The sequence below is a fragment of the Microbacterium sp. P2_F9 genome (assembly GCF_056403635.1).
In genome coordinates, this window is the sequence record NZ_JBFUFC010000015.1 from 12,661 (window position 1) to 35,245 (window position 22,585).

General features: G+C 64.7%; 20 protein-coding genes and 1 tRNA gene. 7 read left to right on the forward strand and 14 right to left on the reverse strand.

All coding sequences use genetic code 11. From position 1 onward, the window contains the following. Positions 1-69: 69 nt before the first annotated feature. From AC1DVT_RS02970 to AC1DVT_RS02980, 3 genes are read right to left on the reverse strand one after another with little or no spacing between them, the layout of a single operon-like run. Entirely contained in the window at positions 70-903 is an 834-nt protein-coding gene (locus AC1DVT_RS02970; protein WP_477386395.1) for a carbohydrate ABC transporter permease, read from the reverse strand. Further along, positions 900-1,865: a carbohydrate ABC transporter permease gene (locus AC1DVT_RS02975; protein WP_477386397.1), complete on the reverse strand. Its 966-nt coding sequence runs from the start codon at positions 1,863-1,865 to the stop codon at positions 900-902. The genes AC1DVT_RS02970 and AC1DVT_RS02975 overlap by 4 nt, the downstream gene beginning before the upstream one ends. Positions 1,866-1,895: 30 nt before the next feature. Then, on the reverse strand, positions 1,896-3,230 hold the full coding sequence (locus tag AC1DVT_RS02980) for an ABC transporter substrate-binding protein (RefSeq protein WP_477386399.1): 1,335 nt from the start codon (positions 3,228-3,230) through the stop codon (positions 1,896-1,898). Between the two features lie 169 nt (positions 3,231-3,399). Here AC1DVT_RS02980 and AC1DVT_RS02985 point away from each other — a divergent pair, with 169 nt between their 5' ends. Continuing rightward, positions 3,400-4,107 (forward strand): GntR family transcriptional regulator, encoded by a 708-nt coding sequence (locus tag AC1DVT_RS02985; RefSeq protein WP_477386401.1) that lies wholly within the window; start codon positions 3,400-3,402, stop codon positions 4,105-4,107. 155 nt (positions 4,108-4,262) lie between these two features. Here the strand turns inward: AC1DVT_RS02985 and AC1DVT_RS02990 are convergent, their stop codons facing one another. The 9 genes from AC1DVT_RS02990 to AC1DVT_RS03030 form a co-directional block, all read right to left on the reverse strand. After that, positions 4,263-5,018: an SDR family NAD(P)-dependent oxidoreductase gene (locus tag AC1DVT_RS02990; RefSeq protein ID WP_477386403.1), complete on the reverse strand. Its 756-nt coding sequence runs from the start codon at positions 5,016-5,018 to the stop codon at positions 4,263-4,265. Positions 5,019-5,041: 23 nt separating this feature from the next. Then, on the reverse strand, positions 5,042-5,890 hold the full coding sequence (locus AC1DVT_RS02995) for a fumarylacetoacetate hydrolase family protein (protein ID WP_477386405.1): 849 nt from the start codon (positions 5,888-5,890) through the stop codon (positions 5,042-5,044). Next, positions 5,887-6,243 carry an L-rhamnose mutarotase gene (locus AC1DVT_RS03000; protein WP_477386407.1) on the reverse strand — a complete coding sequence of 119 codons (357 nt, stop codon included), beginning with the start codon at positions 6,241-6,243 and terminating at the stop codon, positions 5,887-5,889. Before AC1DVT_RS03000 ends, AC1DVT_RS02995 begins: the two co-directional genes overlap by 4 nt. Further along, positions 6,240-7,115 (reverse strand): aldo/keto reductase, encoded by an 876-nt coding sequence (locus tag AC1DVT_RS03005; RefSeq protein ID WP_457100786.1) that lies wholly within the window; start codon positions 7,113-7,115, stop codon positions 6,240-6,242. Before AC1DVT_RS03005 ends, AC1DVT_RS03000 begins: the two co-directional genes overlap by 4 nt. Before the next feature lie 135 nt (positions 7,116-7,250). Beyond that, complete coding sequence (locus AC1DVT_RS03010) at positions 7,251-8,057, reverse strand: RraA family protein (protein ID WP_457100787.1); 807 nt, start codon at positions 8,055-8,057, stop codon at positions 7,251-7,253. A 101-nt stretch (positions 8,058-8,158) separates the two neighbouring features. Then, positions 8,159-9,235, reverse strand: coding sequence for an enolase C-terminal domain-like protein (locus AC1DVT_RS03015; RefSeq protein WP_477386409.1), 1,077 nt, complete (start codon positions 9,233-9,235; stop codon positions 8,159-8,161). An 82-nt stretch (positions 9,236-9,317) separates the two neighbouring features. Continuing rightward, positions 9,318-10,184: a carbohydrate ABC transporter permease gene (locus tag AC1DVT_RS03020; RefSeq protein ID WP_477386411.1), complete on the reverse strand. Its 867-nt coding sequence runs from the start codon at positions 10,182-10,184 to the stop codon at positions 9,318-9,320. Positions 10,185-10,276: 92 nt separating this feature from the next. Further along, positions 10,277-11,131 (reverse strand): carbohydrate ABC transporter permease, encoded by an 855-nt coding sequence (locus AC1DVT_RS03025; RefSeq protein WP_477386413.1) that lies wholly within the window; start codon positions 11,129-11,131, stop codon positions 10,277-10,279. 107 nt (positions 11,132-11,238) lie between these two features. Further along, positions 11,239-12,555 (reverse strand): ABC transporter substrate-binding protein, encoded by a 1,317-nt coding sequence (locus AC1DVT_RS03030; protein ID WP_457100791.1) that lies wholly within the window; start codon positions 12,553-12,555, stop codon positions 11,239-11,241. A 189-nt stretch (positions 12,556-12,744) separates the two neighbouring features. Between AC1DVT_RS03030 and AC1DVT_RS03035 the strand changes: the two genes are divergently transcribed. The 3 genes from AC1DVT_RS03035 (at position 12,745) to AC1DVT_RS03045 (ending at position 17,361) form a co-directional block, all read left to right on the forward strand. After that, entirely contained in the window at positions 12,745-13,452 is a 708-nt protein-coding gene (locus AC1DVT_RS03035) for a GntR family transcriptional regulator (RefSeq protein WP_477386415.1), read from the forward strand. Positions 13,453-13,547: 95 nt separating this feature from the next. Beyond that, complete coding sequence (locus AC1DVT_RS03040) at positions 13,548-14,684, forward strand: SGNH/GDSL hydrolase family protein (protein WP_457100793.1); 1,137 nt, start codon at positions 13,548-13,550, stop codon at positions 14,682-14,684. Between the two features lie 529 nt (positions 14,685-15,213). Next, the gene (locus AC1DVT_RS03045) at positions 15,214-17,361 is read left to right on the forward strand and encodes an alpha-galactosidase (RefSeq protein ID WP_477386417.1); all 2,148 of its coding nucleotides are present in this window, start codon (positions 15,214-15,216) and stop codon (positions 17,359-17,361) included. Positions 17,362-17,415: 54 nt separating this feature from the next. Here the strand turns inward: AC1DVT_RS03045 and AC1DVT_RS03050 are convergent, their stop codons facing one another. Beyond that, a complete protein-coding gene (locus tag AC1DVT_RS03050) occupies positions 17,416-18,558 on the reverse strand; it encodes an ROK family transcriptional regulator (protein WP_477386419.1) in 1,143 nt (380 codons plus the stop codon). Between the two features lie 216 nt (positions 18,559-18,774). On the opposite strand from AC1DVT_RS03050, the gene AC1DVT_RS03055 reads away from it, so the two are divergent. From AC1DVT_RS03055 to AC1DVT_RS03065, 3 genes are all read left to right on the forward strand, one after another. Further along, a complete protein-coding gene (locus AC1DVT_RS03055; RefSeq protein WP_477386421.1) occupies positions 18,775-20,067 on the forward strand; it encodes an ABC transporter substrate-binding protein in 1,293 nt (430 codons plus the stop codon). 251 nt (positions 20,068-20,318) lie between these two features. Then, positions 20,319-21,143, forward strand: coding sequence for a carbohydrate ABC transporter permease (locus tag AC1DVT_RS03060; protein ID WP_477386423.1), 825 nt, complete (start codon positions 20,319-20,321; stop codon positions 21,141-21,143). Beyond that, a complete protein-coding gene (locus AC1DVT_RS03065) occupies positions 21,143-21,967 on the forward strand; it encodes a carbohydrate ABC transporter permease (RefSeq protein ID WP_477386425.1) in 825 nt (274 codons plus the stop codon). The genes AC1DVT_RS03060 and AC1DVT_RS03065 overlap by 1 nt, the downstream gene beginning before the upstream one ends. Positions 21,968-22,376: 409 nt before the next feature. Here AC1DVT_RS03065 and AC1DVT_RS03070 read toward each other — a convergent pair. Next, a tRNA-Ser gene (locus AC1DVT_RS03070) sits at positions 22,377-22,467 on the reverse strand. Positions 22,468-22,585 lie beyond the last annotated feature (118 nt).

Genomic DNA, 22,585 nt, shown 5'->3' on the forward strand with positions numbered 1-22,585 from the left:
CGGCGAGGGTGGCGGACTGCACGGTTGGGTGGACCTCCGAGAAGGCCTTGCCGTGCGTCGTGGTGGCCGTCACTTGACGCCCCCGAATGACAGACCTCGGGCCATGTGCTTCCGGACGAGGATCGCGAAGATCACGATCGGCAGGGTGCCGATCACGCCGGCTGCTGTCAGGCGTGCCCAGTTCGTGCCGAAGAAGCTGAGGAACCCTGCGATCGTCACCGGCACGGTCTGACTGTCGCCGCTGGTGAGCACGAGCGCATAGAGAAATTCATTCCACGACTGGATGAGCGCGAGCACGAAGACAGCGAACGCCGCACCCCACACATTGGGCAGCACCGTCAGGAACAGCGTCCGCCACTCTCCGAGCCCGTCGATCAGTGCCGCCTCGCGGATTTCCCGAGGAAACGCGACGAGGAAGGACCGGAAGATGAGGACCGCCAGAAGGATGGCGTAGAAGCTGTGCACGATCGTGAGTCCGGCGGGATTGCCGGTAAGTCCGACGCTGAAGAAGGTGCGGTAGAACGGAGTCAGTGTCAAAACCGGCGGAACCGTGGTCAGCAGCAGAATCGCGAGCACGACACGTGCGGACCACGCCGACTCCGGCGGCCAGACCTGGGTGGTGAGGTAGGCCAGGGGAAGGCCGACCGCGATCCCCACGATGCTGCTGATGACGGCGACGGTGGTGCTGACGAGCATCGCCTGCCCCATTCCGCCGTCGACCCATGCGTTGACGTAGCTGTCGAAATGGGGAACGAAGAACCAGACAGGGACACGGCTGAACGCGTCCACGTCGCTCTTCAATGAGGTGCTGACAAGCCAGATGACAGGCAGGATGCACCAAAGAACGAAGATGTAGACGGCTGCGACGCGCAGCGTGTGCAGAGCGTTGCGGCGGGTTTTCATCGACGGCCCTTCCAGACGCGCAGACCCATGAGCCGGATGGCACTGGGGAAGAGAACGATCAGAACCACAAGGGAGACGATTACGCCGACAGTGGTGGAATAGCCGATGTCGAACGTCTCGAAGCCGAGGCGGTAGACGTAGTTGCTGATCGCGAGAGTGGACGTGCCTGGGCCGCCCTTCGTCATCGTGTTCACCAGAGCGAAGGTCTTCACTGCGTCGATGACTCGGAGCAGCACGACGATCGCAAGCACGGGGGCGAGCATCGGTATCGTGACGTTCCACAGCATCCGGAAGCCCCCGGCACCGTCAAGCTGTGCGGCTTCGAACGGGGCTGGGTCGAGCGACTCGAGGCCGGCGAGCACGATGATCACGACGAAGGGTGTGTTCTGCCAGACTTCGACGAGGATCACCGCGCCCAACGCTGTCGCAGGATCAGCGAGCCACGCGTGCGCGCCGATACCCACGGTGTCCAGGAACCAGTTGATGAACCCTGACGTGGGATCCATCAGCAGCCGCCACATGAGGCCTGCGACGACCGGGGTCAGCACCATCGGAATGAGGATCAGCGCTCGTAGGACCCCCTTGCCTGGGATGCGGCCGTGCAGGGCGAGAGCGATGGAGAGGCCCAGGAGGAGTTCGATCCCGACTCCAGCGACGACATAGATGAGTGTCACGCGGATGGAGCCAAGGAGTGTGGCGTCGGTGAACGCGCGGGCGAAGTTGTCCAGGCCGACGAAGATGTCCGCGCTGCCGGGCCGCAGCAGGTTTTCCGCGTGCGTGACCAGGTTGATCCCCTGCACCACGATGATCACCAGCAGCGGGATGATGATGATCGCCGCGGGCAGGGCGAGGCTGGCCTGTGCGAGGAGGGGGCGGAGGGAGCGCCGGCGGGGCGAACGCCGGAACGGGGGCTCGACGGTGCTTTCCGTGTCTAGACGTGTTGGCGTCGTGAGATTTGTCATCGTCTGAATCCGTTCCGGCGTTCGCCGAGGTCAGCCGCCCAGCTGGGCGGTGATAGCGTCCTGAGCTGCGTTCAACGCGTCCTTAGCATTGGCCTCCCCGGCGAGGGTGCGGGAAAGTGCCTGGCCGACCTCGGTGATGATGGCGTTGGCGTCTGTTCCCGCGGGGAGATAGTTGACATTTCCGGTGGCCAGCTGCGCGAGCATCGCGTCGTGGAAGGGCCCATACTTCTTGGCGTACGCGTCGCCTTCCAGGACCGCGTTGTGCGTGACGCCGATCGCTTCGGTCGTCTCGACAGCGTTGTTCTGGACCTCTTCGCTCGTGGCCCAGGCCATGAACTTGTACGCGGCTTCCTTGTTCTTGCTGAACGAGCTGAGGTACAGCGCGTGCACGTTGAGCGAGTTGTTGGTGTTGCCGCTGGCGGGCGGGTCGGAGATCGCGTAAGGGATGGGCGCGTAACCCACCTTGCCAGCGACGACGCTCGCCTCGGGGTCCTCGTTGAAGGGTCCGTTTGCGGTGGCGTCGATCGTCATCGCAGCGGTTCCCTGCGTGAATGCGATGCGATTCTGCTCCCAGTCGAAGTTGCCCACGCCTGAGGGTCCGTAGTTCTTGAGCAGGTCCGCCCAGAACTGCGCGGCCTCGACCGACTCGGGCGAGTTGACGGCCAGCTCGTCGCCGTCGTAGAAGTCGCCACCGAACGCGCGGAGGAAGCCGGCCCACGGGTAGACGCTCTGGATGCCGGGGGCGCCGCGCAGAGTGATTCCCGCGACGGATCCGCCGGATCCTTCTTGGATGATCTTGGCGTCCGCCTCGAGCTCGTCCATCGTGGCGGGCGGGCCGTCGATGCCGTACTGCTCGAACAAGTCGGTCCGGTACATCAGCCACGTGCTCTCGCCGTAGACGGGGAGCCCGAAGGTGGCGCCATCGGCTTGCATGGGGGCGAGATAGGGCTGGTAGAAGTCGTCGAATGCGACGAAGTCTGAACCGTCTGATTCGTATTTGGCGAGGTCGTCGACGTAGCCGGACTCGAAGTACCCGGTGCCGTAGGTGTTGTCGGTGAACACGACGTCGTAGTCGCTGGACTTCTGACTGAAGTTCAGCAGGATCTTGGCAGCCTGGTCGCTGTAGGGCACCGTTTCGATGTTGACCTTGATGCCGGTCTGCTTTTCAAACTCGGGCAGAAGCGTCTTCCAGTTGTTGGTGTAGGAGATGTCCTCGGCCAGGACAGTGATGGTGGCGCCGTCACCCCCCGCGGAATCCGACGAACCGGAGCAGGCGGTCATGCCGGCAGTTGCGGTTGCAAGACCGACCAGACCGACGCCGATACGGACGGCGAGCCGTGGTGCACGAGAGCGGGCTGCGCTCATGAGAAATCCTCCGTTGGAAGTGGTGCATTCGGGATGGGTACCAATTACCATAGGGTTACTAAAGCACCCTAGGGTTATTGAGAACGTACACGGTCATCAGACAGATTGCAACAAGCCGCGGCGAAGTCCGTGATACTCATGAACTTGTTCGGCGCATGGAGGAGGGCAAGTGGCTACTGCGAAGTATGAGCTGGTCTTGAAGGACCTGTCGGCTCAGATTGCTGAGATGCGCCCCGGCGATCAGCTGCCGACTGAGCAGCAGCTCGCTGCAAGGTTCAGCGTCTCGACGATGACTGTTCGTCGGGCACTGCAAGCCCTGACGAACGCCAAGCGCATCGTTGGAATCCGGGGAAAGGGCACGTTTGTCGCTGAGCCAGCACTAACCAAGCGGATGACGCTCGCGTCCTTCACCGACTCGATGAGGGTCGCCGGCCGAACTGCCCGCGCAGAGGTCCTGTCCGCTGGCATCGCGCGCGCGGGAAGCGAGGTGGCCGCCGAGCTTGGAGTCGACTCGGCAGATGCGGTGTACACAGTCGAAAGACTGCGATTCGGCGACGACACCGCGCTCTGCATCGATCGATCCCGCCTGCCCGCCGACCTCTTTCCCAATCTCCTCGGAAACGATCTCTCGGGCTCCCTGTACGAAATCCTCCGCCGTCGGTATGACGTCAATCTGGCCCGGGCCTCATCTCGGGTGTCCGCGGTACGCCCCACACCGCAGGAGGCCGACCTCTTGGGCATCACCACCGATCAGCCGTGCTTGCGAGTGATAGCGCGCGGCGGCACGGCTGGTGGCCGAATCGCCGAGGTCACCCGGTCGCTATATCGTGGCGACCTCTATGAACTGCTCATAGAGCCCGAAGGACCCGACGTATGACGCAAGGACGGAACTCGCGCCGTGCGGAACATCTCGCCCGGATTGACAACCACTCGGTCAAGGCCACGTTCTCCACCACCAGTGCTCGATCTCGTTCCTGTTCGATCGTCATCGATCGAACAGCGTTTGGTGATCGCGGCGCCGAGGTGACCGCCCTACGGCCGACTTGCGAGTCTTAGGTTCTCCATTCCACCGTCGACCGCGAGGCTGGCGCCGGTTGTCGACCCGGAGCGCGGGCTCGCCAGGTAGGCGACGGCATCCGCGATCTCATCCGCCGATACGAGCCGACCATGTGGTTGCCGTGCCTCGAGTGCCCTGCGCTCCGCTTCGGGGTCATCCGACCTGTCCAGAAGCCGGCCGACCCATGGAGTGTCCGCGGTCCCCGGGTTGACGCAGTTGACGCGGACTCCTTCGCGCAGGTGATCGGCGGCCATCGCTCGGGTGAGGGAGAGGACAGCTCCCTTTGAGGCGCTGTACACGGCTCGCTGTGGGAGTCCCGCGGTCGCGGCGATCGAGCAGATGTTCACAATCGACGCGTGGGAGGACGCCCGCAGGTGCGGAAGAGCCGCTCGGCTGAGCCGAACGATTCCCATCACGTTGATACCGAAGACGCGCAACCACTCCTCGTCCGGGTTGTCCTCCACGGTTCCTTGTGCACCTATACCGGCGTTGTTGATCAGGATGTCGATCCCGCCGAATTCGCTTGCCACCGCGTCGACGGCTGCGCGGACGGATGAGTCGTCGCCGACATCCGCGCGAACCGCGAACGTATCCGGGTTCGCGGAGTCGATGTCGAGGTCCAACACGGCGACGCGTGCACCCCCATCGAGCAGTCGGCTGGCGATCGCCGCTCCGATGCCCGAGGCTCCCCCAGTGACGATCGCGACGAGACTGTCGAACTCCTGTGTCATTGCTCGGCTCTCTCTGGCGGCCACTATGCCTGTCCGAATTGTTGGCGCTGGCGACCCAGTCCTTCGATCTCGATCTCGACCACGTCGCCTAGTTTCAGGTAGGGGAAGCGCCCGGATAGCGCGACGCCCTCCGGAGTTCCGGTCAGGATGACGTCCCCTGGCTCCAGAGCGAGGTGCTGGCTGAGGTGCCAGATGATCTCGTCGACCGAGAAGATCATGTCCGCGGTGGTGGAGTCCTGGCGAGGCTCGCCGTTGACCCAGCTGCGCAGCCGGAGGTTGCCGACATCCACCTCGTCCGGCGTCACGAGCCACGGTCCGAGCGGGCTGAACCCAGGCGCCGACTTGCCCTTGCTCCACTGCCCTCCGGAAGTTTCGATCTGGAAGGTGCGCTCGGACAGGTCGTTTGCCGCGAGGTAGCCGGCGATGTGCGCCGCGGAATCGGCCGGCGATTCGAGGTACAGAGCACGCTTGCCGATCACGACACCGAGCTCCACCTCCCAGTCCGTCTTCACGCTGCGCCGAGGGATGTCGACCGCATCATCGGGGCCGCCGAGCGTGTTCGGAGTCTTGAGGARGAGCACCGGGCTCGACGGCGGGTTCGCACCCGACTCGGCGGCGTGTGCGGCGTAGTTCAGGCCGATGCACAGCACCGCGCTCGGCCGTGCGATCGGTGCGGCGATGCGCAGGGCTGCTGCGTCCACGATCTCGGGTAGTGCACCGCTCGCTGCGGCGGTTCGGATCTTGTCGATCGCACCCTCGGCGATCGAGGTCGAGTCGAGGTCAGAAATTATGCCGCTTAGGTCGTACACCGCGGTGTCCGTGATGAGCGCGGGCCGTTCCGCCCCCCGTTCGCCGAGTCTTGCCAGTTTCATGCGTCGGGTCCTTCCAAGTGTTCGCGGACGGACCAGCTGAGGTCCCACAGCAACCGGCCGAGTGGGCGCTGCGGCTCGGGTGAGGCGCCTTCGATCAGGAACGGCGCCACCTGTGCGAGCCACCACGGGCTGGTCGGGTCGACGTCCAGGATCTTCTCCATGCGTTCTCGGTTCTCGACGTGAACGCAGTGGGTGAGCACGTCGTCGCGGAGGTAGATCTGCCAGCCGGTGATGCCGGCCGCGCGCAGCGACTCGTCGACACGGCGTGGCACCGCGTGATGGAGGCGCTCAYAGTCCTCCGCCGCCCCGGGTTTCAGTTTCGTGCACGACTCGTAGTAGTCGGTTGTGGTCATGAGGTCTCCCGCAGGTGTTGGAGCATGGATGCCGCCCGTTGACGACTCTGGAAGAGTTCGGCGTTGCGAGCGACCTGGTCCGCGGACTCCGCGCCGACGACCACGGACGCGACCGCCACGGGAGCGGCGGCGAATGCGAGTGCGGCCTGCGGGAGCGTCGTGTCGAACAGTCCCGCCGCGACAGCCAGCTCTCTCGCCCGGGCCAGCTGTTCATGGGGAACAGCCTGGTATTCATAGTGGCTGTCTCGTCGTGGCTCATCGGCCGCCAGAAGACCACTGTTGAACACACCCACGTTGATCACCGAAATGCCGTTCGCGTCGCAGAGCGGCAGCAGTCGCTCTGCGGCGGGGTGCTCGAGGAGCGTGTAGCGACCCGCGACCATGAGCGCATCGACGCACCCGGTCTCGGCGAACGCGACCAGGGCTTCGATGGATCCGGATCCGACGCCGATCGCACCGACCTCACCGTTGTCTCGCAGCGCCTCGAGGGCGGGGAGCGCCTCGTTCAGGGCCCAGTCGAGGTGCTCTTGCGGGTCGTGGATGAGCACAAGGTCAATGTGGGTGGTGCCCAGGCGGTACAGGCTCGTGTCAAGCGAAGCCCTGACGCCCTCTGCGCTGAAGTCCCACCGAAAGTGGGGCTCGGCTTCTCGGTCGGTGAGGATGCGGCCAACCTTGGAGCTGAGGGTGTACTCGGAGCGTGGGTATGTGCGCAGGGCGTCGCCCAGACGCCGCTCGGCGAGGCCGAACCCGTAGAGCGGAGCGGTGTCGAAGTACCGGATGCCCTCGCTCCAGGCGGTGTCGACGATGTCGACGCAGTCTTGGGCGGTCAGTGGGCGGTACAGGTCACCGAGTTGGGCGGTGCCGAGCCCCATCTCCGACACCTGCACACCCGATGCGCCAAGCCGGTTACTCTGCACGGCCGAAACTCCCGTGTCCGAGCGTCAGGCGATCGGGTCCGAATGCCGCGAGCGCGCCGTCGACGATGCCAGAGCTCGGGACGCTCACCGTCACGTTGCGGCCTGCTGCAAGCGCCACTCTTCGTACTCGACGCGGGAATTGCTGGAGAGCGGGTAGTAGTCCGAGAGCCGAGCGCCCTGGTCGAGGCGGAGCCGGCTGAACTCTTCCCAGTTCTCGTGATCCTCGGCGGACTGCACGAGTTCGAGGGCCTTGCCGGAGGGGACGATGACGGCTCCGTCGTCGTCGGCGACGACGACATCACCGGGAAGGCAGAGCACGCCGCCGGCGGCGATGGGCACGTCGTACGCCCAGGGGAACAGATCGGTCTGCGACGCGTAGTGCGGTGTGGTGCCGGTGCACCAGATGGGGACGCCGAGTTCTCGCACTCGGGCGGCGTCGCGAATGCGTCCGTCGACGACGATGCCGGCTCCGCCGCGCTTCTTGAAGTAGCGCACCAGCATGTCGCCGAAGCATCCGGTGAAGGCGCTGCCGAAGGCCTGCACGACGAGCACGTCACCGGGCTGGATGGTCTCGAGCACAGCCCAGAGGGCGGTGTTGCGCTCGACGTACTCCTGGCTGACGCCGCTCGCCACATCCTCGCGTTGCGGCATGAACTGCAGAGTCACCGCGGAGCCGACGATCTTGTGCCCGCTCTCCAGCGGGGTGGGACCGTCGACGTAGGTGCGACTGATGCCCAATCCATTGAGTTTCGCGCAGGCTGTCGCTGCGCTGACGGCGTCCATGCGACGCAGCAGGTCGGGGTCGGCGCGGTCGAACGTGCCGCCTCGAACAGGGAGGTCCCAGACACCCGTGATCAGCGGCTGCGTCGCCGACTCGGTGGCAATGGTGTGGCTCATGTGCGGTCCTGATCTCGTCGTGTGCGAATGAGGTGTGCGCGGGAGTGAAGGCCCTGCGGGTGATGTCCGTGATCGCGTCGGTATTCGCGATCGGTCGCGCCTTAAACCAGCAGGCCGGCCGGCTCGGGGACCTGTTCCCAGGCCTCCTCGAACCCGATGCCGGGGAAGGTCAGCGCGTGGACATTTCCGTACGCGTCGACCTCGTCCGGCCGCACGACGGTGCTGGAGGCGATGAGCGACTCGAAGTAAGTCGTGTTGCTGATCGCCATGCAGAGATGCTTCGCCGCCTCGCCACCACCGTGCACTTCCGCCCGCAGGAGGAACGAATCGGCGAGATGTGCGGTGCGCATGGCTCCCGTGATGCCGCCGCGCAGTCCCGAGCTCGTGCGGACCACCGAGGCGCCGCCGGCGACGATGAAGTCCGCAGTCTTCATGTGGACGCCCTCGGCGACCTCGCAGACCATCAGTGGCACATCGACGCGTTCGCTGAGTCGGCGGTAGGCGTCGACGCTGAACTCTTTCATCGGCTCCTCGTACCAGAGGTAATCCGCCTCCGAGAGGGCACGGCCGAGGTAGGTCGCATCGAGGAGGTCGAATCCGGCGGACCCGTCGTACATCAGCGGTACTCCGTCGCCGACATGCTCGCGAAGCGCGAGGCACAGCTGTGCGTCCCGTCGGGCGTCGCCCCAGGCGTGCAGCTTGATCGCGGTGTACCCAAGCTCGAGGCACTGGTCCGCGACGTCGAGGTATTCCTCGATGCTGCCGAACGTGACGGTCGACGCGTACGCAGGGATCGAAGAGCGGTACGACCCGAGGAGCTGGTGCACCGGGAGCCCGGCGGCCTTACCGGCGATGTCCCACAAGGCGACGTCGATCATCCCGTGGATGAACACGGGGAACCGCTCAATCCGGTCGAGTTCCCAGACCCGGTGCCAGAGATACTCCCGGGCGAGCGGATCCTGGCCGATGAGCTCCGCCCTGAGGCGGCGGTCGACGATGTCTTTGAGGATCAATCMTCGCGGTGCGAAGTTGAGTCCGGTGATCCCGGCATCCGTGCGAATCGCCAGCCAGGCTCCTTCGCCGGCGGGCTCCGACCCGGGAAGGCCGTCCCGCCACACGAAGGCGGGTGACGCGGCAGGAGTGAGGATCGGGATCACATCGACGGCGATGATCTTCATTGGTCCAACTTTCGATCGGCGCCGGCGAGTCGCGGCACGGACAGGGGCGTAGGAGATGGGACGAGCGGAGAGATGGTACGGCTCAGCCCTTGGATGAGCCATCGAGGATCCCTCGGACGAGGAATCGCTGGAAGAAGATGAACAGCAGCGCGATGGGGACGACGACGACCAGACCCGCCATGGCGGCTTCGGGGTAGGTGATCGGCAGGAAGTTGCCCCCCGAGCTCGGCCTCAATGCCGAGCTCCCCGAGATAAGGGTGCCCAAGCCGACCGGCAGGTTGAACATGCTCGCGTCGGTGAGCATCACATACGGCAAGAAGTAGTTGTTCCAGTTCGCGATGAAGGCGAAGAAGACGAGCATGCCGACGACCGGCTTCGCCAAGGGCAGCGCGATGCGGAAGAAGACACCGAGCTCCGAGCATCCATCGATTCGGCCGGCCTCCAGCAGCTCCGGGGGCAGCGACGTCGAGAAGTAGACGAAAGCCAGGTAGACCCCGAACGGGAAGAACGCCGCAGGCAGAATCACCGACCAGATGGTGTTCACGAGGTGAAGCGCGTTGATCTCCATGAAGAGCGGAAGCACCATCGCGGCCGCGGGGACCACCATCGCGAACAGCGTGGCCACGAGGATCAGCTTTCGTCCGGCGAAGCGCATCGTGGCGAGGGCGTACGCCGCTGGAAGCGCAATTGCGACGGTGATGATCAAGGGCACGACTGCGTAGATGACGGAGTTGGCGATCCACAGGAAGATCGCCCCGTTGTCGTAGGCGGCGAGGTGCTGCCACGACTCGACGTACCGTGTCAGGGTTCCCCAGCCGAGCGGCGCGGCGATCAGCGCAGCATCGTCCTTGCTGGGCGCGAGGACGAGCCAGATCAGCGGGACGAGGCAGAACACCGCGAATCCCCAGAGGATGACCCATCGCAGCGCGGCACCCGGCGTGAGGCGCATTCTGCCCCGAGATCTGCCAGATACGTTTCGCGTCGGCGGTGCCGGATTGTTCGTCACGGTGGGCTGCTCCTCGGTGAGGGTGAGACGTGACATCAGGAGTCGACCTCCGTCTGGAAGAAGTTCGTGCGGAAGATGAGGATCACCGCGGCGACCATCGCGAACACGAGCAGCACGACGGAGACCGCGGCCGACATCCCGAAGTCGCCCTGCTGGAACGCGAATGCGTACCCGAGTTGGTTGAGAGACCACCAGGACGACCCGGCTTGGGTGATCGCGTAGAACAGCTGCGGTTCGACGAAGACCTGAAGTGCGGCGGCGAAGGAGAGGATCACCATGTAGGCGACGTACTTTCCGATCAGCGGCAGCTTGATCGAGATCGCTGTGCGGAAGGCCCCGGCTCCGTCGATGCGCGCGGCCTCGAGCACGTCCTGTGAGACGGATTGAAGAGCGCCGTACATGATCACGATCCATTGGCCCACGCCGGTGGCGAACGCGACGATCGCGAAGATCACCGCGAGGTTGGATGTGGTGAAAACCTGATTGTTGTGCTCGAAGCCCATGGCATGCAGGGCGGGCGCCCAGGGGCTGAGCTCGGGGCTGAGCATGAAGTACCAGAGCATGACCGCGGCCGAACCGGTCACCGCGCCAGGGAGGAAGTAGATCAGTCGCAGAGGTCCACCGGACCGGCTCACGCGATGATGCAGGAGGAGGGCGAGCATCAGTGTTCCCAGCACCATGACCGGGATCCAGATCGCCATGAAGGTGAGGACGTTGACGGCCGCCGGCAGGAAGCGGAAATCCTGGAAGACCGTGAAGTAGTTGGCGAGGCTGATCTGCCCCGGGGCCATCACCGGCCGGAGCGACTGAACGATCGCCCACACGGCCGGAACGATCCCAAAGGCCAGCAGGAAGACGACGTACGGTGCGGAGAAGGCCCAGCCCCTCACGTTGCGCCTTGTCGCGCTCGCGGTCCTTTGCATCAGCCTGGCCTTTCTGGAGTTCCCGGAGGGTGGTGGTGGGAAGGGCGCCGCAGCGCCCTCCCCACCTGGTCGAGCTACTTCGAGGAGACCGCGTAGCCCGCTGTGGCGGCAAGACTCGCGAGCTGGCTCTGCAGGGCCGGCATCGCCGAACTCATCGACTCGCCTGCGGAGACCGCTGCGGCGACGGTGTTCGTGAATGCGGCGTTGGCGTCGTAGCGAGTCACTGCGGTGGCGGGATTGATCTTGGAGGCCTGGTCCACGAGGACCGCAGACGGGTCTTCGGCGTAGAACGGATCCGACGAGATCTTCTCGAGCCACGCCTCAGCGGCCGGCTTGTACGCCGGGAACGCCGGCGAACTGGTCTGGTAGCCGGCGTCGGTCGCGGCGAACTGCGCGACCTCGACGGCCCGCTTCAGGTTGGCGGAGTGCTGCGAGACGACGTAGATGCCGCCACCCTGCGCGCCGGACCAATTCGTGTCCTCGCCATCCCACAGCGGCATCGGCGCTGCGGCCAGCGCTCCCGCCGGATAGTGGAAGCCCGTCTCAGGCTTGAACATGTACTCGCCGAACCACGAAGCGGCGGGCAGCATCAGCAGCTTGCCGTCCTGCGCTTCCTTGGCGAAGCCGGGATCGAACGGGCCGAGGCGGCTGACGGAGCCGTTCTCCAGCATCGGGTCGAGCATCGAGGTGACCCGAGTGCACTTCTCATCCTCGGTGTTGATGACGACCTCGGTGCTGCTCTTCACCGTCTGCAGCGGGCATCCGCTCGACCAGAGGTATTCGTAGAACAGCGTCGAGCTGGCCGCACCGATCAGGTAGCCGGGGTGCTCGGCCGCGACCTTCTCGCCCAGTTCCTGGTACTCGTCCCACGTCGTGGGCAGGCTGTACCCGAACTCCTCGAGCAGCGGCTTGTTGTACCAGAGCACGTCCTGCGCCAGGTCGTTCTGCAGGCAGTAGAGGTGACCATCGATCTTGCAGAGCGAGTTCTCGGTGGCGAAGTCCTTCTGCACGTCTGCCGGGACGAGGTCGTCCAGGTTCTGCGTGAAGTTGAACAGCGGGCTCTGCAGCGAGGCGACGTCGTTGGGCTGCGGGTCGAACAGCACGTCCGGCCAGCCCGAACCGACCTGGTTCGCGAGCTGGATCTTGCTGAGGTAGGTGGACGGGTCGATCGCCTCGAACTTGAGCTTCACGTCCGGATTCGCCTTCTGGTACGCCTCGAAGGCGGGCTGGCGCGTCGCGTCACCCCACACGAGGATCTCGGCATTGGGGTCCTGCGTCGGCTCGTTGGAAGCGGACGTGCCGGCGCATCCGGCCAGGGCTGCTGCTGTCAGCGCGATGGCAACGGGCACGCTGGCCCGCCGGGCCCAGAGGGACTTCTGATGAGAGTTCATCGATTCTCCGTTGAATGTGATTGGTCGGGGCTGCAAGAGCCTCATGTACGTTACTTGAAGTTCTTGACTGGAAACTTCGTACACGATTCAGCTATCGTGAGCGTGACGCGGTGCGGAGTCAACCCAGAACGCCCGACCAACACAGTTCAGACGCGAAATCGACGAAATCGTGTTTTACGGAGGAGTGAAGTGGCGATAGATCTGACCGGCGATCAGTCGGACACGGAGACGGGATCGGTCGAGTTGCGCCTGCCACCGCGGAGCCTCCTCGCGGACGACGTCTACGAGACTCTTCGAGACAACCTGCGTGCCGGCAGGATCCCGGCCGGCACGCGCATGAATCTCGATCAACTCGCTCGCGAGTTGCACGTCTCGAACACGCCGGTGCGGCAGGCGCTCGCGAGACTCGAAGCCGACGGACTGGTGACCAAGGAGCCGTATCGCGGCTTCACCGCGTCCGCGCTGCTCGACTCGCAGACAACCTCGGACGTGTACGAGTTCCGCCTCATCCTCGAACCCGCGCTCGCCGCACGTGCGGCGGCGATCGCTGTCGAGCCTGGCGCCGACATCTCCGAGCTCGCACAGATCTGCGACGCCGAAGTCATCGCGCGATTGATCGCCGACGGCGATGACGAGCAGCTCGGCGTGCGGGACTACCTGTTCCACGTCGCGGTCGCCAAACTGGCGGGAAACAAGATCGCCGCGGAGTCCTTGACGCATGCGATGGCGCGTGTGCCCGGCTACACCGCCCGAGACAGACTTCCCGCGATGGCAGAAGCGTGGCACGAACACCAGGTCATCGGTGCCGCGGTTTTGGCGGGTGACGCGCAGGCGGCAGCCGCAGGCATGCGCGATCACCTCCGCGGCGCCTACAACCGTATGCGGGCTCTGGTCTGAGCGCCGCCCGGCGCATGTCCCGCCCGATTGTGTCCCGGTCACGGCAAGGCGGCCCGACAAAAGAACCGCATCACGGAGAACAAACGGAGTCTGACGTGCACCTCTACCCGGCCGACCACCCTGCCCTCGACATCCGGGGTGCGCTTTTTCTGGAACCCGTCGAAGGTGGAGGACTGCGCCCGCATCGTTTGCCCGAGACGTCGCTGACTTGGATCCATAGTGCCGGGATGCGGCTCATGGTCGATACTGCGGCCGGTGTTCGCGTGCACTTCACGACGCGCGCGAGTCGCATTGAGATCCTCGCCGCCGTGCATCCCGTTGACTACCAGGATCTCGTCGTCCTCTCGGCATCCGTCGACCTTGTCGTGAATGGGGAGCTACGACGTTCCGAGCAGGTGATCGGCGGCGCAGCCACGTTCGACCATGTCAACGACCGCGTCGAGGTCAACACCGGACCGCCAGTCGTTGTCGTGTTCGATGGCCTTGGATCGGACGACAAGTCGGTCGAGCTGTGGTTGCCGCACTCCGCTGTGACGGAGCTGTTCGAAATCTCCGCGGACCAACCGATCCGACCTGCGGATGCGTCGGACCGACCCCGCTGGGTGGTCTACGGATCCTCCATCACAAACTGCATGGAGGTGACTCGTCCCACGAGCACGTGGCCCGCAATCGCGGCTCGCACTCTCGGCTACGACCTTATCGACCTGGGGTTCTCCGGCAATGCTGTGCTAGATCCCTTCGTCGCCCGCGCGATCCGCGACACCAAGGCGGAACTGATCACCCTCAAAGTTGGCATCAACATCGTCGGTGGGGAACTGATGCGGGAGCGGGTGTTCATCCCCGCCATGCATGGTTTCCTCGACACGATTCGGGACGGGCACCCGGAAACTCCCATTCAGGTGATCTCGCCCATCGCCTGCGCCCAGTTCGAGTCAACTCCCGGGCCGAGAGGAGTTGACACGGCGAGTGACGAGGCCTCCTCACTCGCGCCCGAGCCGTACCCGGCGGGTTCCCTGACGCTGGCACGGATCAGATCGATCCTGCGCGAGATCGTCGAGATTCGCGCCGCGAGGGGTGAGCGCGTCGCCTATCTCGACGGTCGTGATCTGTTCAGCGATGCAGACATCCGGGATGGACACCTCCGGGATGGAATTCACCCCGACGAAACTGGCTACCGCCTGATCGGTGAACGCTACGCGCAACTGCCCGCTCACGCCCTGGCCCGTGCATGACCGGCTCGGTCCTGCTGTCGACATCGGCAAGACGCTCTTCCGACGGTAAGACGCAACCACCGGCGGAGCGGCCCAGCCAGGGACGGTAGACGCGCCGACCTACTGTGAGGGAGATGCCCACGGTGGGGCGCCATCAAACGGCACTCGGTCGTGCCTGCCAACGACGGCTGATCCAACCTCGCGGAATTCCGCAGCTCTTGGCGAAGAATCTGTTCGATCAGAGGTGCACCGCTGCGCGGGAGTGGCCTCGCGAGAGCCAGTCAGTAGCCCCGGTCTCGCTTAATTAGCTCAGGTCGATGTCCCTGTTCGATCAGCTCGATCAGCTTCGATTGGGTTCGGATGTTGCCATTCCGTTGCCACGCTCCACGAGATGAGCGACAACCGATCGCAGGTCTGGCGCGAGTAGATCGGGGCCAAGGCGATCGAGCCCTCGCGGGAGGTCAGGACGGTGCGCCTGACCGATAGTCGCCAAGGTTGCAATACGTCGACTTCTTTCGTAAGGTTCTTTCAATACTTCGAAGGGATCACAGTGACCGACGTCCTCATCCGGCGGATCCTGCATGTGCAGGCCGGGGGCACCTCCCTCCTCCTCCAGGTCCCTGACCAGACGGCCCCGTCCATCGCCTATTGGGGACCGGCTCTCGGCGACCCGGATGACGCCGAGCTGGACGCCATCATCCAGGCGAACCTCCCCCAGCAGCGCGTTGGCGACATCGATCGGCCGACCCCCGTCAGCCTCATTCCGGTCAGCGCGGAGGGATGGACCGGCGCTCCCGGCATCGAGGGACACCGCGGGCGGCGGGCATTCTCGCCGGCGTTCGTCTGTCTCGACCACAGCGTCGACAGCAGCGAACGCGGTGCGCGCATCACATTGCACTGCGCGGATGTCGAGTCCGCTCTCGAGATGACCATCAGCATCGAGGTGCTGCCGTCGGGACTTGTGCGGCAGCGGCTGCTCGTTCGCAACACCGGCCCGGGCGAGTACGAGGTGCAGGCGCTCCGCGCGGTCTTCCCGATCCCAAACCACGTCGACGAACTGCTCGACCTCACCGGCCGCTGGATGCGCGAGCGAGTCCCGCAACGCCATGCCCTGACTGTCGGCCGCTATGCCCGGGAGAGCCGCAAGGGCCGCCCCGGCGCGGACGCGTCCCTGCTGCTCATCGCAGGCGAGCACGGCTTCGGATTCCAGCACGGCGCGGTGCGCGCCGTGCACGTCGCCTGGAGCGGAAACCACGAACTCGCGGCTGACCGGACTATCCTCGGCGGAACGGTGCTCACCGGCGCCGAACTGTCGCTGCCGGGCGAACTGGCCCTCGCACCCGGCGGCGAAGTCCAGAGTCCATGGGTTTACGCCGCACACGGCGAGGGTCTCAACGAGCTCGCCCAGAGGTTCCACGCCTTCCTGCGCGACCGCGATGGGCACCCTCACTCTCCCCGTCGCGTGATCATCAACACGTGGGAAGCGGTCTACTTCGACCACGACTACGCAAAACTCTCCGAGCTCGCCGAGCTCGGAGCATCTATCGGCGCCGAGCTTTTCATGCTCGACGACGGATGGTTCCTCGGTCGCCGCGACGACCGACGTGCCCTCGGCGACTGGTACGTCGACCCGGACGTCTGGCCGAACGGGCTCCACCCGATCATCGATCGGGTGCACGACCTCGGCATGGACTTCGGGATCTGGGTCGAGCCCGAAATGGTCAGCGTCGACTCGCGGTTGGCGCGAGAGCACCCGGAGTGGGTGCTTCGACCGGGGAAGCGGATGCCGCCGGCTGCGAAGTGGCAGCAAGTGCTCGACTTCTCCAATCCCGAGGTCTACGACTACATCCTCGAACGACTCGACTGGCTGCTCCGCGAGCATCAGATCGAATATCTCAAGTGGGACCACAACCGGGACGTGCTCGAGCCCGGCGACAGCCTCACAGGCTTCCCCGCCCTTCACGCGCACACCCTCGCGGTGTACCACCTCATCGACGAGCTGCGCCGACGTCACCCGCACGTCGAGTTCGAGAACTGCGCCTCCGGCGGGTCCCGCATCGACCTCGAGATCCTCGCCCGCACGGAGCGCACCTGGATCAGCGACACTGCGGACCCCATCGAACGCGCCACCGCGCAGCAGTACACGAGTCTCCTCGTCCCGCTCGAGATGACCGGCAACGACATCGCCGCCGCCGTCTCGCACACCACGGGCCGCAGCTCCTGGATGGACCTCCGCGGTGGGGTCGCCCTCCTCGGCCATCTCGGAATCCAGTGGGACCTCACCCGCGCCACCGACGCCGACCGCGCTGAGCTGGCGGCATGGGTGGCGCTCTACAAGCGCCACCGCGCACTGCTGCACTCGGGTCGCGCCATCACCCTGGACCACCCCGATCCCGCGGTGCTCATTCGCGGTGTCGTCGCTGTCGATCGCACGGCCGCCGTCTTCACCATCGCCCAGCTGACCTCGAGCCTGGCACCCTCGGCCGGTCGCATCCGCCTTCCGGGCCTCGATCCCGATGCGCGCTACGACGTGCGGGTCGATAACCCGGGGCTGGCAATCCGCTCGCGCGCATACACACCATCGAGGTGGGTCACCGAGGGCGTTCGACTCACAGGACGGATGCTGTCCCTGATCGGGCTCGAAACACCGGTCCTCGATCCCGAGCAGGTCATCGTGATCGTGCTCGAACGCGCCTGACATCGGATGGTTCGTCGATCGCGTAAAGACGCAGGTCAACCAACCATCCGATGACTATCCCGCCGGGCTGAGTTCGGTGAACAGTCGGTCCTCGGCGCGATCGAGCGCGAGCCGAATGGCACCGATGGTGACCGCCTCATCGCCGAGCGAGGAGCACACCACAGTCGGGGGGAACGGGGTCTCCGCCTTGATGCGTTCGCGTACCGGCCCGGCGAGTGCTTCGCCGGCCGCCGAGACGCCGCCGCCGATGACCAGAACTTCGGGATCGATGGTGATGAGCATCGGCATGATGCCCGACACCATTTCGTCGACAAAGGTATCGATCCGGCCCTGGGCGGCGCGGTCCCCGATCTTCGCAGCTTCGAAGACCGCCCTCGCGCCGTCGCCCCCCGAAGGTCGGTCGAGGTTCATCAGGTCGCCATAGTCGTCCCGCCAGGGCGTCGCTTTCCACAGTCCCACCTGTGTCGCCGCGCCATGGCTGCCGTAATGCGGCCGTCCCCCGATCAAGGCCGCGGCGCCGAGGCGCCGTCCCGCGTGCAGGTAGACGATGTTCGAGGCGTCCTGCGCGGCACCGACCCAGTGTTCGGCGAGGGCCGCCATGGGCATGTCGCTGACCGCTTCGGCGCGGAAGGGGTAGCGCTCTGCCACCCAATCGCCGAGGTTCAGTCCCACCCATCCCGGGATAGCGCGGTTGAAGACAACAGTGCCAGTGGGGTCAACGGTGCCGGGCGTGGCAATGACCGCGTCCGTGACGGGCCCGGCATTCGCGGCAAGAGCAGAAAGCGATGCGTCGATGGTCTTCCCCAGCGACTCCAGCCGCCGTTCGACGGGCCAGGACGGCTCGAGTTCGAGGCGTGCCCTGGCGACGATGTCACCGTTGAGGTCGCTGATCAGCACGACCACTTTGTATGCACCGATGTCCGCAGCGAGCACGTAGCCCGCGTCCGGACGAAACTGGAATCCTTGGGCAGGGCGCCCGATGATCGTCCCGTCACGATCGGGTGCCACCGAGGATGCCCAACCGTTTGAGACCAGATCGTCGATGGCCTGCTTCGCTGTCGGCCGGGAAAGTTTCGCCTTCTGGGCGAGGTCGGTGATGGTATGAACGCCGCCCGCATGCAGCACCCGCAACACCGCCTGCAGATTCAACCGACGAAGAACCGAAGGGTCTCCGCTGACCGCGGGGTACTCGCCCATGCTCCTCCGGTTCGGTCGAGTCACCACTGCGGTGACAGTCGATGTGCGTGCATTCACCGTATTGGACTCCTTCACTTGCGATGGCAACCGGGTCGCTCAGGAACTTATGAAACAATCTTTGACATCTCGCCCGGGTGGTGCAACACTTACGATACATAAGAAAGGTGCTTTAGTAACTGCACCTCGCACCAACCTGATGAATCGAAAGGATTCCCTGTGTCCAAGAAAGCCATCGCAGCACTCGGCGCCGCAGTAGTCGCCGTACTGCTCTCCGGCTGCGCCGTGGGAGGCACCTCAACCGGCGACGCGGCCGACTCCGGTGACGTCACTCTCACCTTCCTCACCTTCGAGACCCCCAACCTCACCGCAGAGTTCTGGGACGACGCGATTGCGCGCACGAATGAGGTCGTGCCCGGGGTCACGATCAAGAAGCTGGTCGCACCCAATGCAGACCGTGACGCCTACGCTCGCCAGCTGGACTCCACCGGGGCGCTTCCCGACATCATGATCGCCGTGAGTCCGACCGGCCTCGCCGAGGTGGGCAAGCTCGCCGAATTCAGTAAGGACGAGCTCTCAAACTGGATCAACCCGACGTCGAATAGCTTCGACGGCAAGATCTTCCAGCTGCCGACGAACACCCAGACGATTCCGAACATCTACTACAGCAAGGCGGCCTTCGCGCAGGCCGGCATCGCTGAGACGCCGAAGACCTGGGACGAACTGCTCGCCGCGGCCGAGAAGCTCAAAGCTGCCGGCATCACCCCATTCGTCGTCAACGGTGGCGGCGCCGACACGTGGGCGAACATCTACTCGCTCACCGCCCTCATCGGCACCGACGTCTACGCCAAGGATCCCGACTTCCTGAGCAAGCTCGCTTCGGGCGACACCACCTTCTCCGACCCGAACTTCGTTGCTGCTGTCACCAAACTGAAGCTCCTGGTCGACAAAGGCTTCATCGACCCGGCGACGCTGTCGGCCACCTACGCTGAAGGGCAGGCCGCATTCCTCGAGGGCGAAGGCGCGATGTATCCCATGGGCTCCTGGTTCACCGTCGCGCCCGACGCGACGCAGCAGGAAGGTCTCGGCGTCTTCCCGTGGCCCTCGGACGACGGCTCGCTCATCGTGCCGGCGTACACCGGCGGAGGTCTCTCGGTCAGCTCGAGCGCTCCCGACGTCGACAAGGCGAAGGAATGGGCGATCGCCTATTCGCAGGTCACTGAAAACCTCGAGGGGGGCGTCACCAGTGATGGGCTCTTCGTCTCGCTGAAGGACTTCAAGGTCCCGGCCGGCACCACCAAGCTCTACGACGAGACCCTCGCCATCTACAACGACGCCGTCTCGACCGGGACAGTGACCACCGCTTTCGGCAACGAAGGCGGCACCCCCTCGCTCCCCGCCGGCTTCGTCGCCGAAGTCAACTCGGCAATAGGCGAACTGATCGGCGGACGCATGGACGTGAACGGCTTCGTCGACTACCTCAACCAGAAGTACACCGAGCTCACCAAGTAGGGAATGGGCTCGTCGCCGGTCTACCGGCGACGAGCCCACCCTCGCGGTATCAGCTCATACCGAACTCCCGCCAGACAAGAGGAACGTCGATGACGACATCCCAAGTGGATCCTTCAACCCGGACACCCGACGGTCACCCGGCTGCGGCTGACCGGAGGTCCGCCGAAGCCACACCCCGCCAAGCCGCGGTCGCCCGCCGTCGGGCTTGGCAATCCGCGAGCACCTTCGGGGGTTTTGTTCTGCCCTCCCTAGTGATCTACGTCGCCATCGTCTTCGTACCGATCGTCTGGACTCTGTTCATCGGACTCACCGATGAACGCGCCACACGAGTCACGACATCGTTCGTCGGGCTCGACAACGTCTTCTTCCTGCTGACCAACCCGAGCTTCTTGCACACGCTCGGCAACACCGTGCTGATCACGGTGCTCGTCGTGGTCGTCACCAATATCCTCGGAATCGCGATCGCACTGCTGCTGCGCAAGAGCGGCTGGCTGTACAACACGCTGCGAAGCGTCTTCTTCATCCCCGTCATCCTCTCCTCCGTCGTCGTTTCCGTGATCTGGCGTTCGATGCTCGTCGACGACGGTCTCATAAACGGCATGCTTCGCTCTTTCGGCGTGGTCAAAGCGCCTGGATGGCTGTCGGACCCAGCGATCGCGATCTATACCGTGTCGGGGATCATGGTGTGGCAGCTTCTTGGATTCGCGGTTGTGGTGTACCTCGCGGGCCTTGCGGCCATCCCCGTCGAACTCGAGGAGGCCGCGAGCCTCGACGGAGCAGGACCCGTGAGCCGCTTCCGCCATCTGACCTGGCCGCTGCTCGCACCCTCCTTCACCATCGTCACCGTGATGCTGATGATCAGCGCGTTCAAGGTGTACGACCAGATCGCGGTACTGACCAACGGCGGACCCGGTACCGGCTCCACGTCGACCATCGCATTCGAAGTCGTCCAGACCGCATTCGTCGAGCAACGTGCAGGAGTCGCATCCGCCATGGCCGGAATCATGCTCGTAATCATCGCCATCGCGACCGCTGTCACCCTCAGCGTGCTGCGCCGCAGAGAGTTGAACGACTGATGTCTCGCTTCGCCTGGATCCGCCCCATCGTCGCCCTCATCATCGCGGCGTTCTTCTTCCTCCCCTTGTACATCGCCATCGTCAACGTCTTCAAACCGAGCGCTGAAGTGGTCGCGTCACCCCTCGCCCTCCCCCTTCACCCCACCCTGGAAAACATCATCGGCGTCGTGACCAGACCCGACGGCCTGTTCTGGGCAGGACTGCTGAACTCCGTCCAGCTCACCGGCATCTCGATCGTCATCACGACCTTGCTCGCCGCAATGTGCGCTCACTACCTGGTGCGCTCAGAAAACCTCTGGGGCCGAATCATCCTCGGAGTGATGCTCATTGGACTCATGATCCCCGCAGCGGTCATCATGGTCCCGCTTACCCGCATCCTCCGTGAAATCGGGCTCATGGGCAGCCTCGCCGGTGCAGTGCTCGTCAACATCGGGTACTACCTCCCATTCGCCGTGTTCGTCTTCATGGGTTTCGTGCGCTCCGTTCCCCGCGAACTTGAAGAGGCCGCGGCCGTCGACGGCGCCGGCCCGTTCCGTACCTTCTGGCAGATCGTGTTCCCACTCCTGCGCCCAGCGTCGGCGAGCGTGCTGATCTTCCTCGGAGTATGGATCTGGAACGACTTCCTCACGCCGCTTCTCGTCCTCGGACCTGGCGCCGGCAACACCATCACCGTCGGCATCTACCGCTCTATCGGCACGTATCTGCGGGACTACGGGGCGGTGTTCGCTTTCATGTTCCTCGCCACGCTTCCGGTGCTGATCTTCTACCTACTTTTCCAGAAGCACTTCGTCCGCGGTCTCACCGGGGGGGCGACGAAGGGCTAGCGGCAGTCCCCAGCCGCCGCGTTGCGCCGCGACCGATCCCCACGGTCGCGGCGCAACGTGCTGTCGTACCTGGGTCGTGGTGACCGTACCGCCCTTCTAGCTTTCGTCAACAGAACCAGCGGGTCGCGTCTGAGATCAGATTCCCTGCACTCCGTCACCTTCGCTTACCGTGGGTCCGTTGCCCACGGTAAGGGCAACCCGAAACGGGGGTCGATCGCGCATGCCCTCGACGGCATGACCAGAACCGGCGGAATTCCGCAGGTCTGGGCGGAAGATCTGTTCGATCCGGGGAGCGCACACGGTACCGGAGTGGCTTGGTGCGAGGCCCGCTGCGCAGTCAAGTGTTGCCACTGGTGTTGCCGCGAACGCCTGTACCAATGGAAAAACCCCTGATTGTCAGGGGTTTTTCTGGCGGTGACGGTGGGATTTGAACCCACGGTAGGGGGTTACCCTACACAACTTTTCGAGAGTTGCACCTTCGGCCGCTCGGACACGTCACCGCAGGAGAGWTTACGTCACGACGAGCGGCACCGCGAATCAGCACCCTCTCAGACAGCCAGAGCATGGCGTCATGGCAGGGACCGACGCGCGGCCATATGCTGATGCACCGCGGAGATC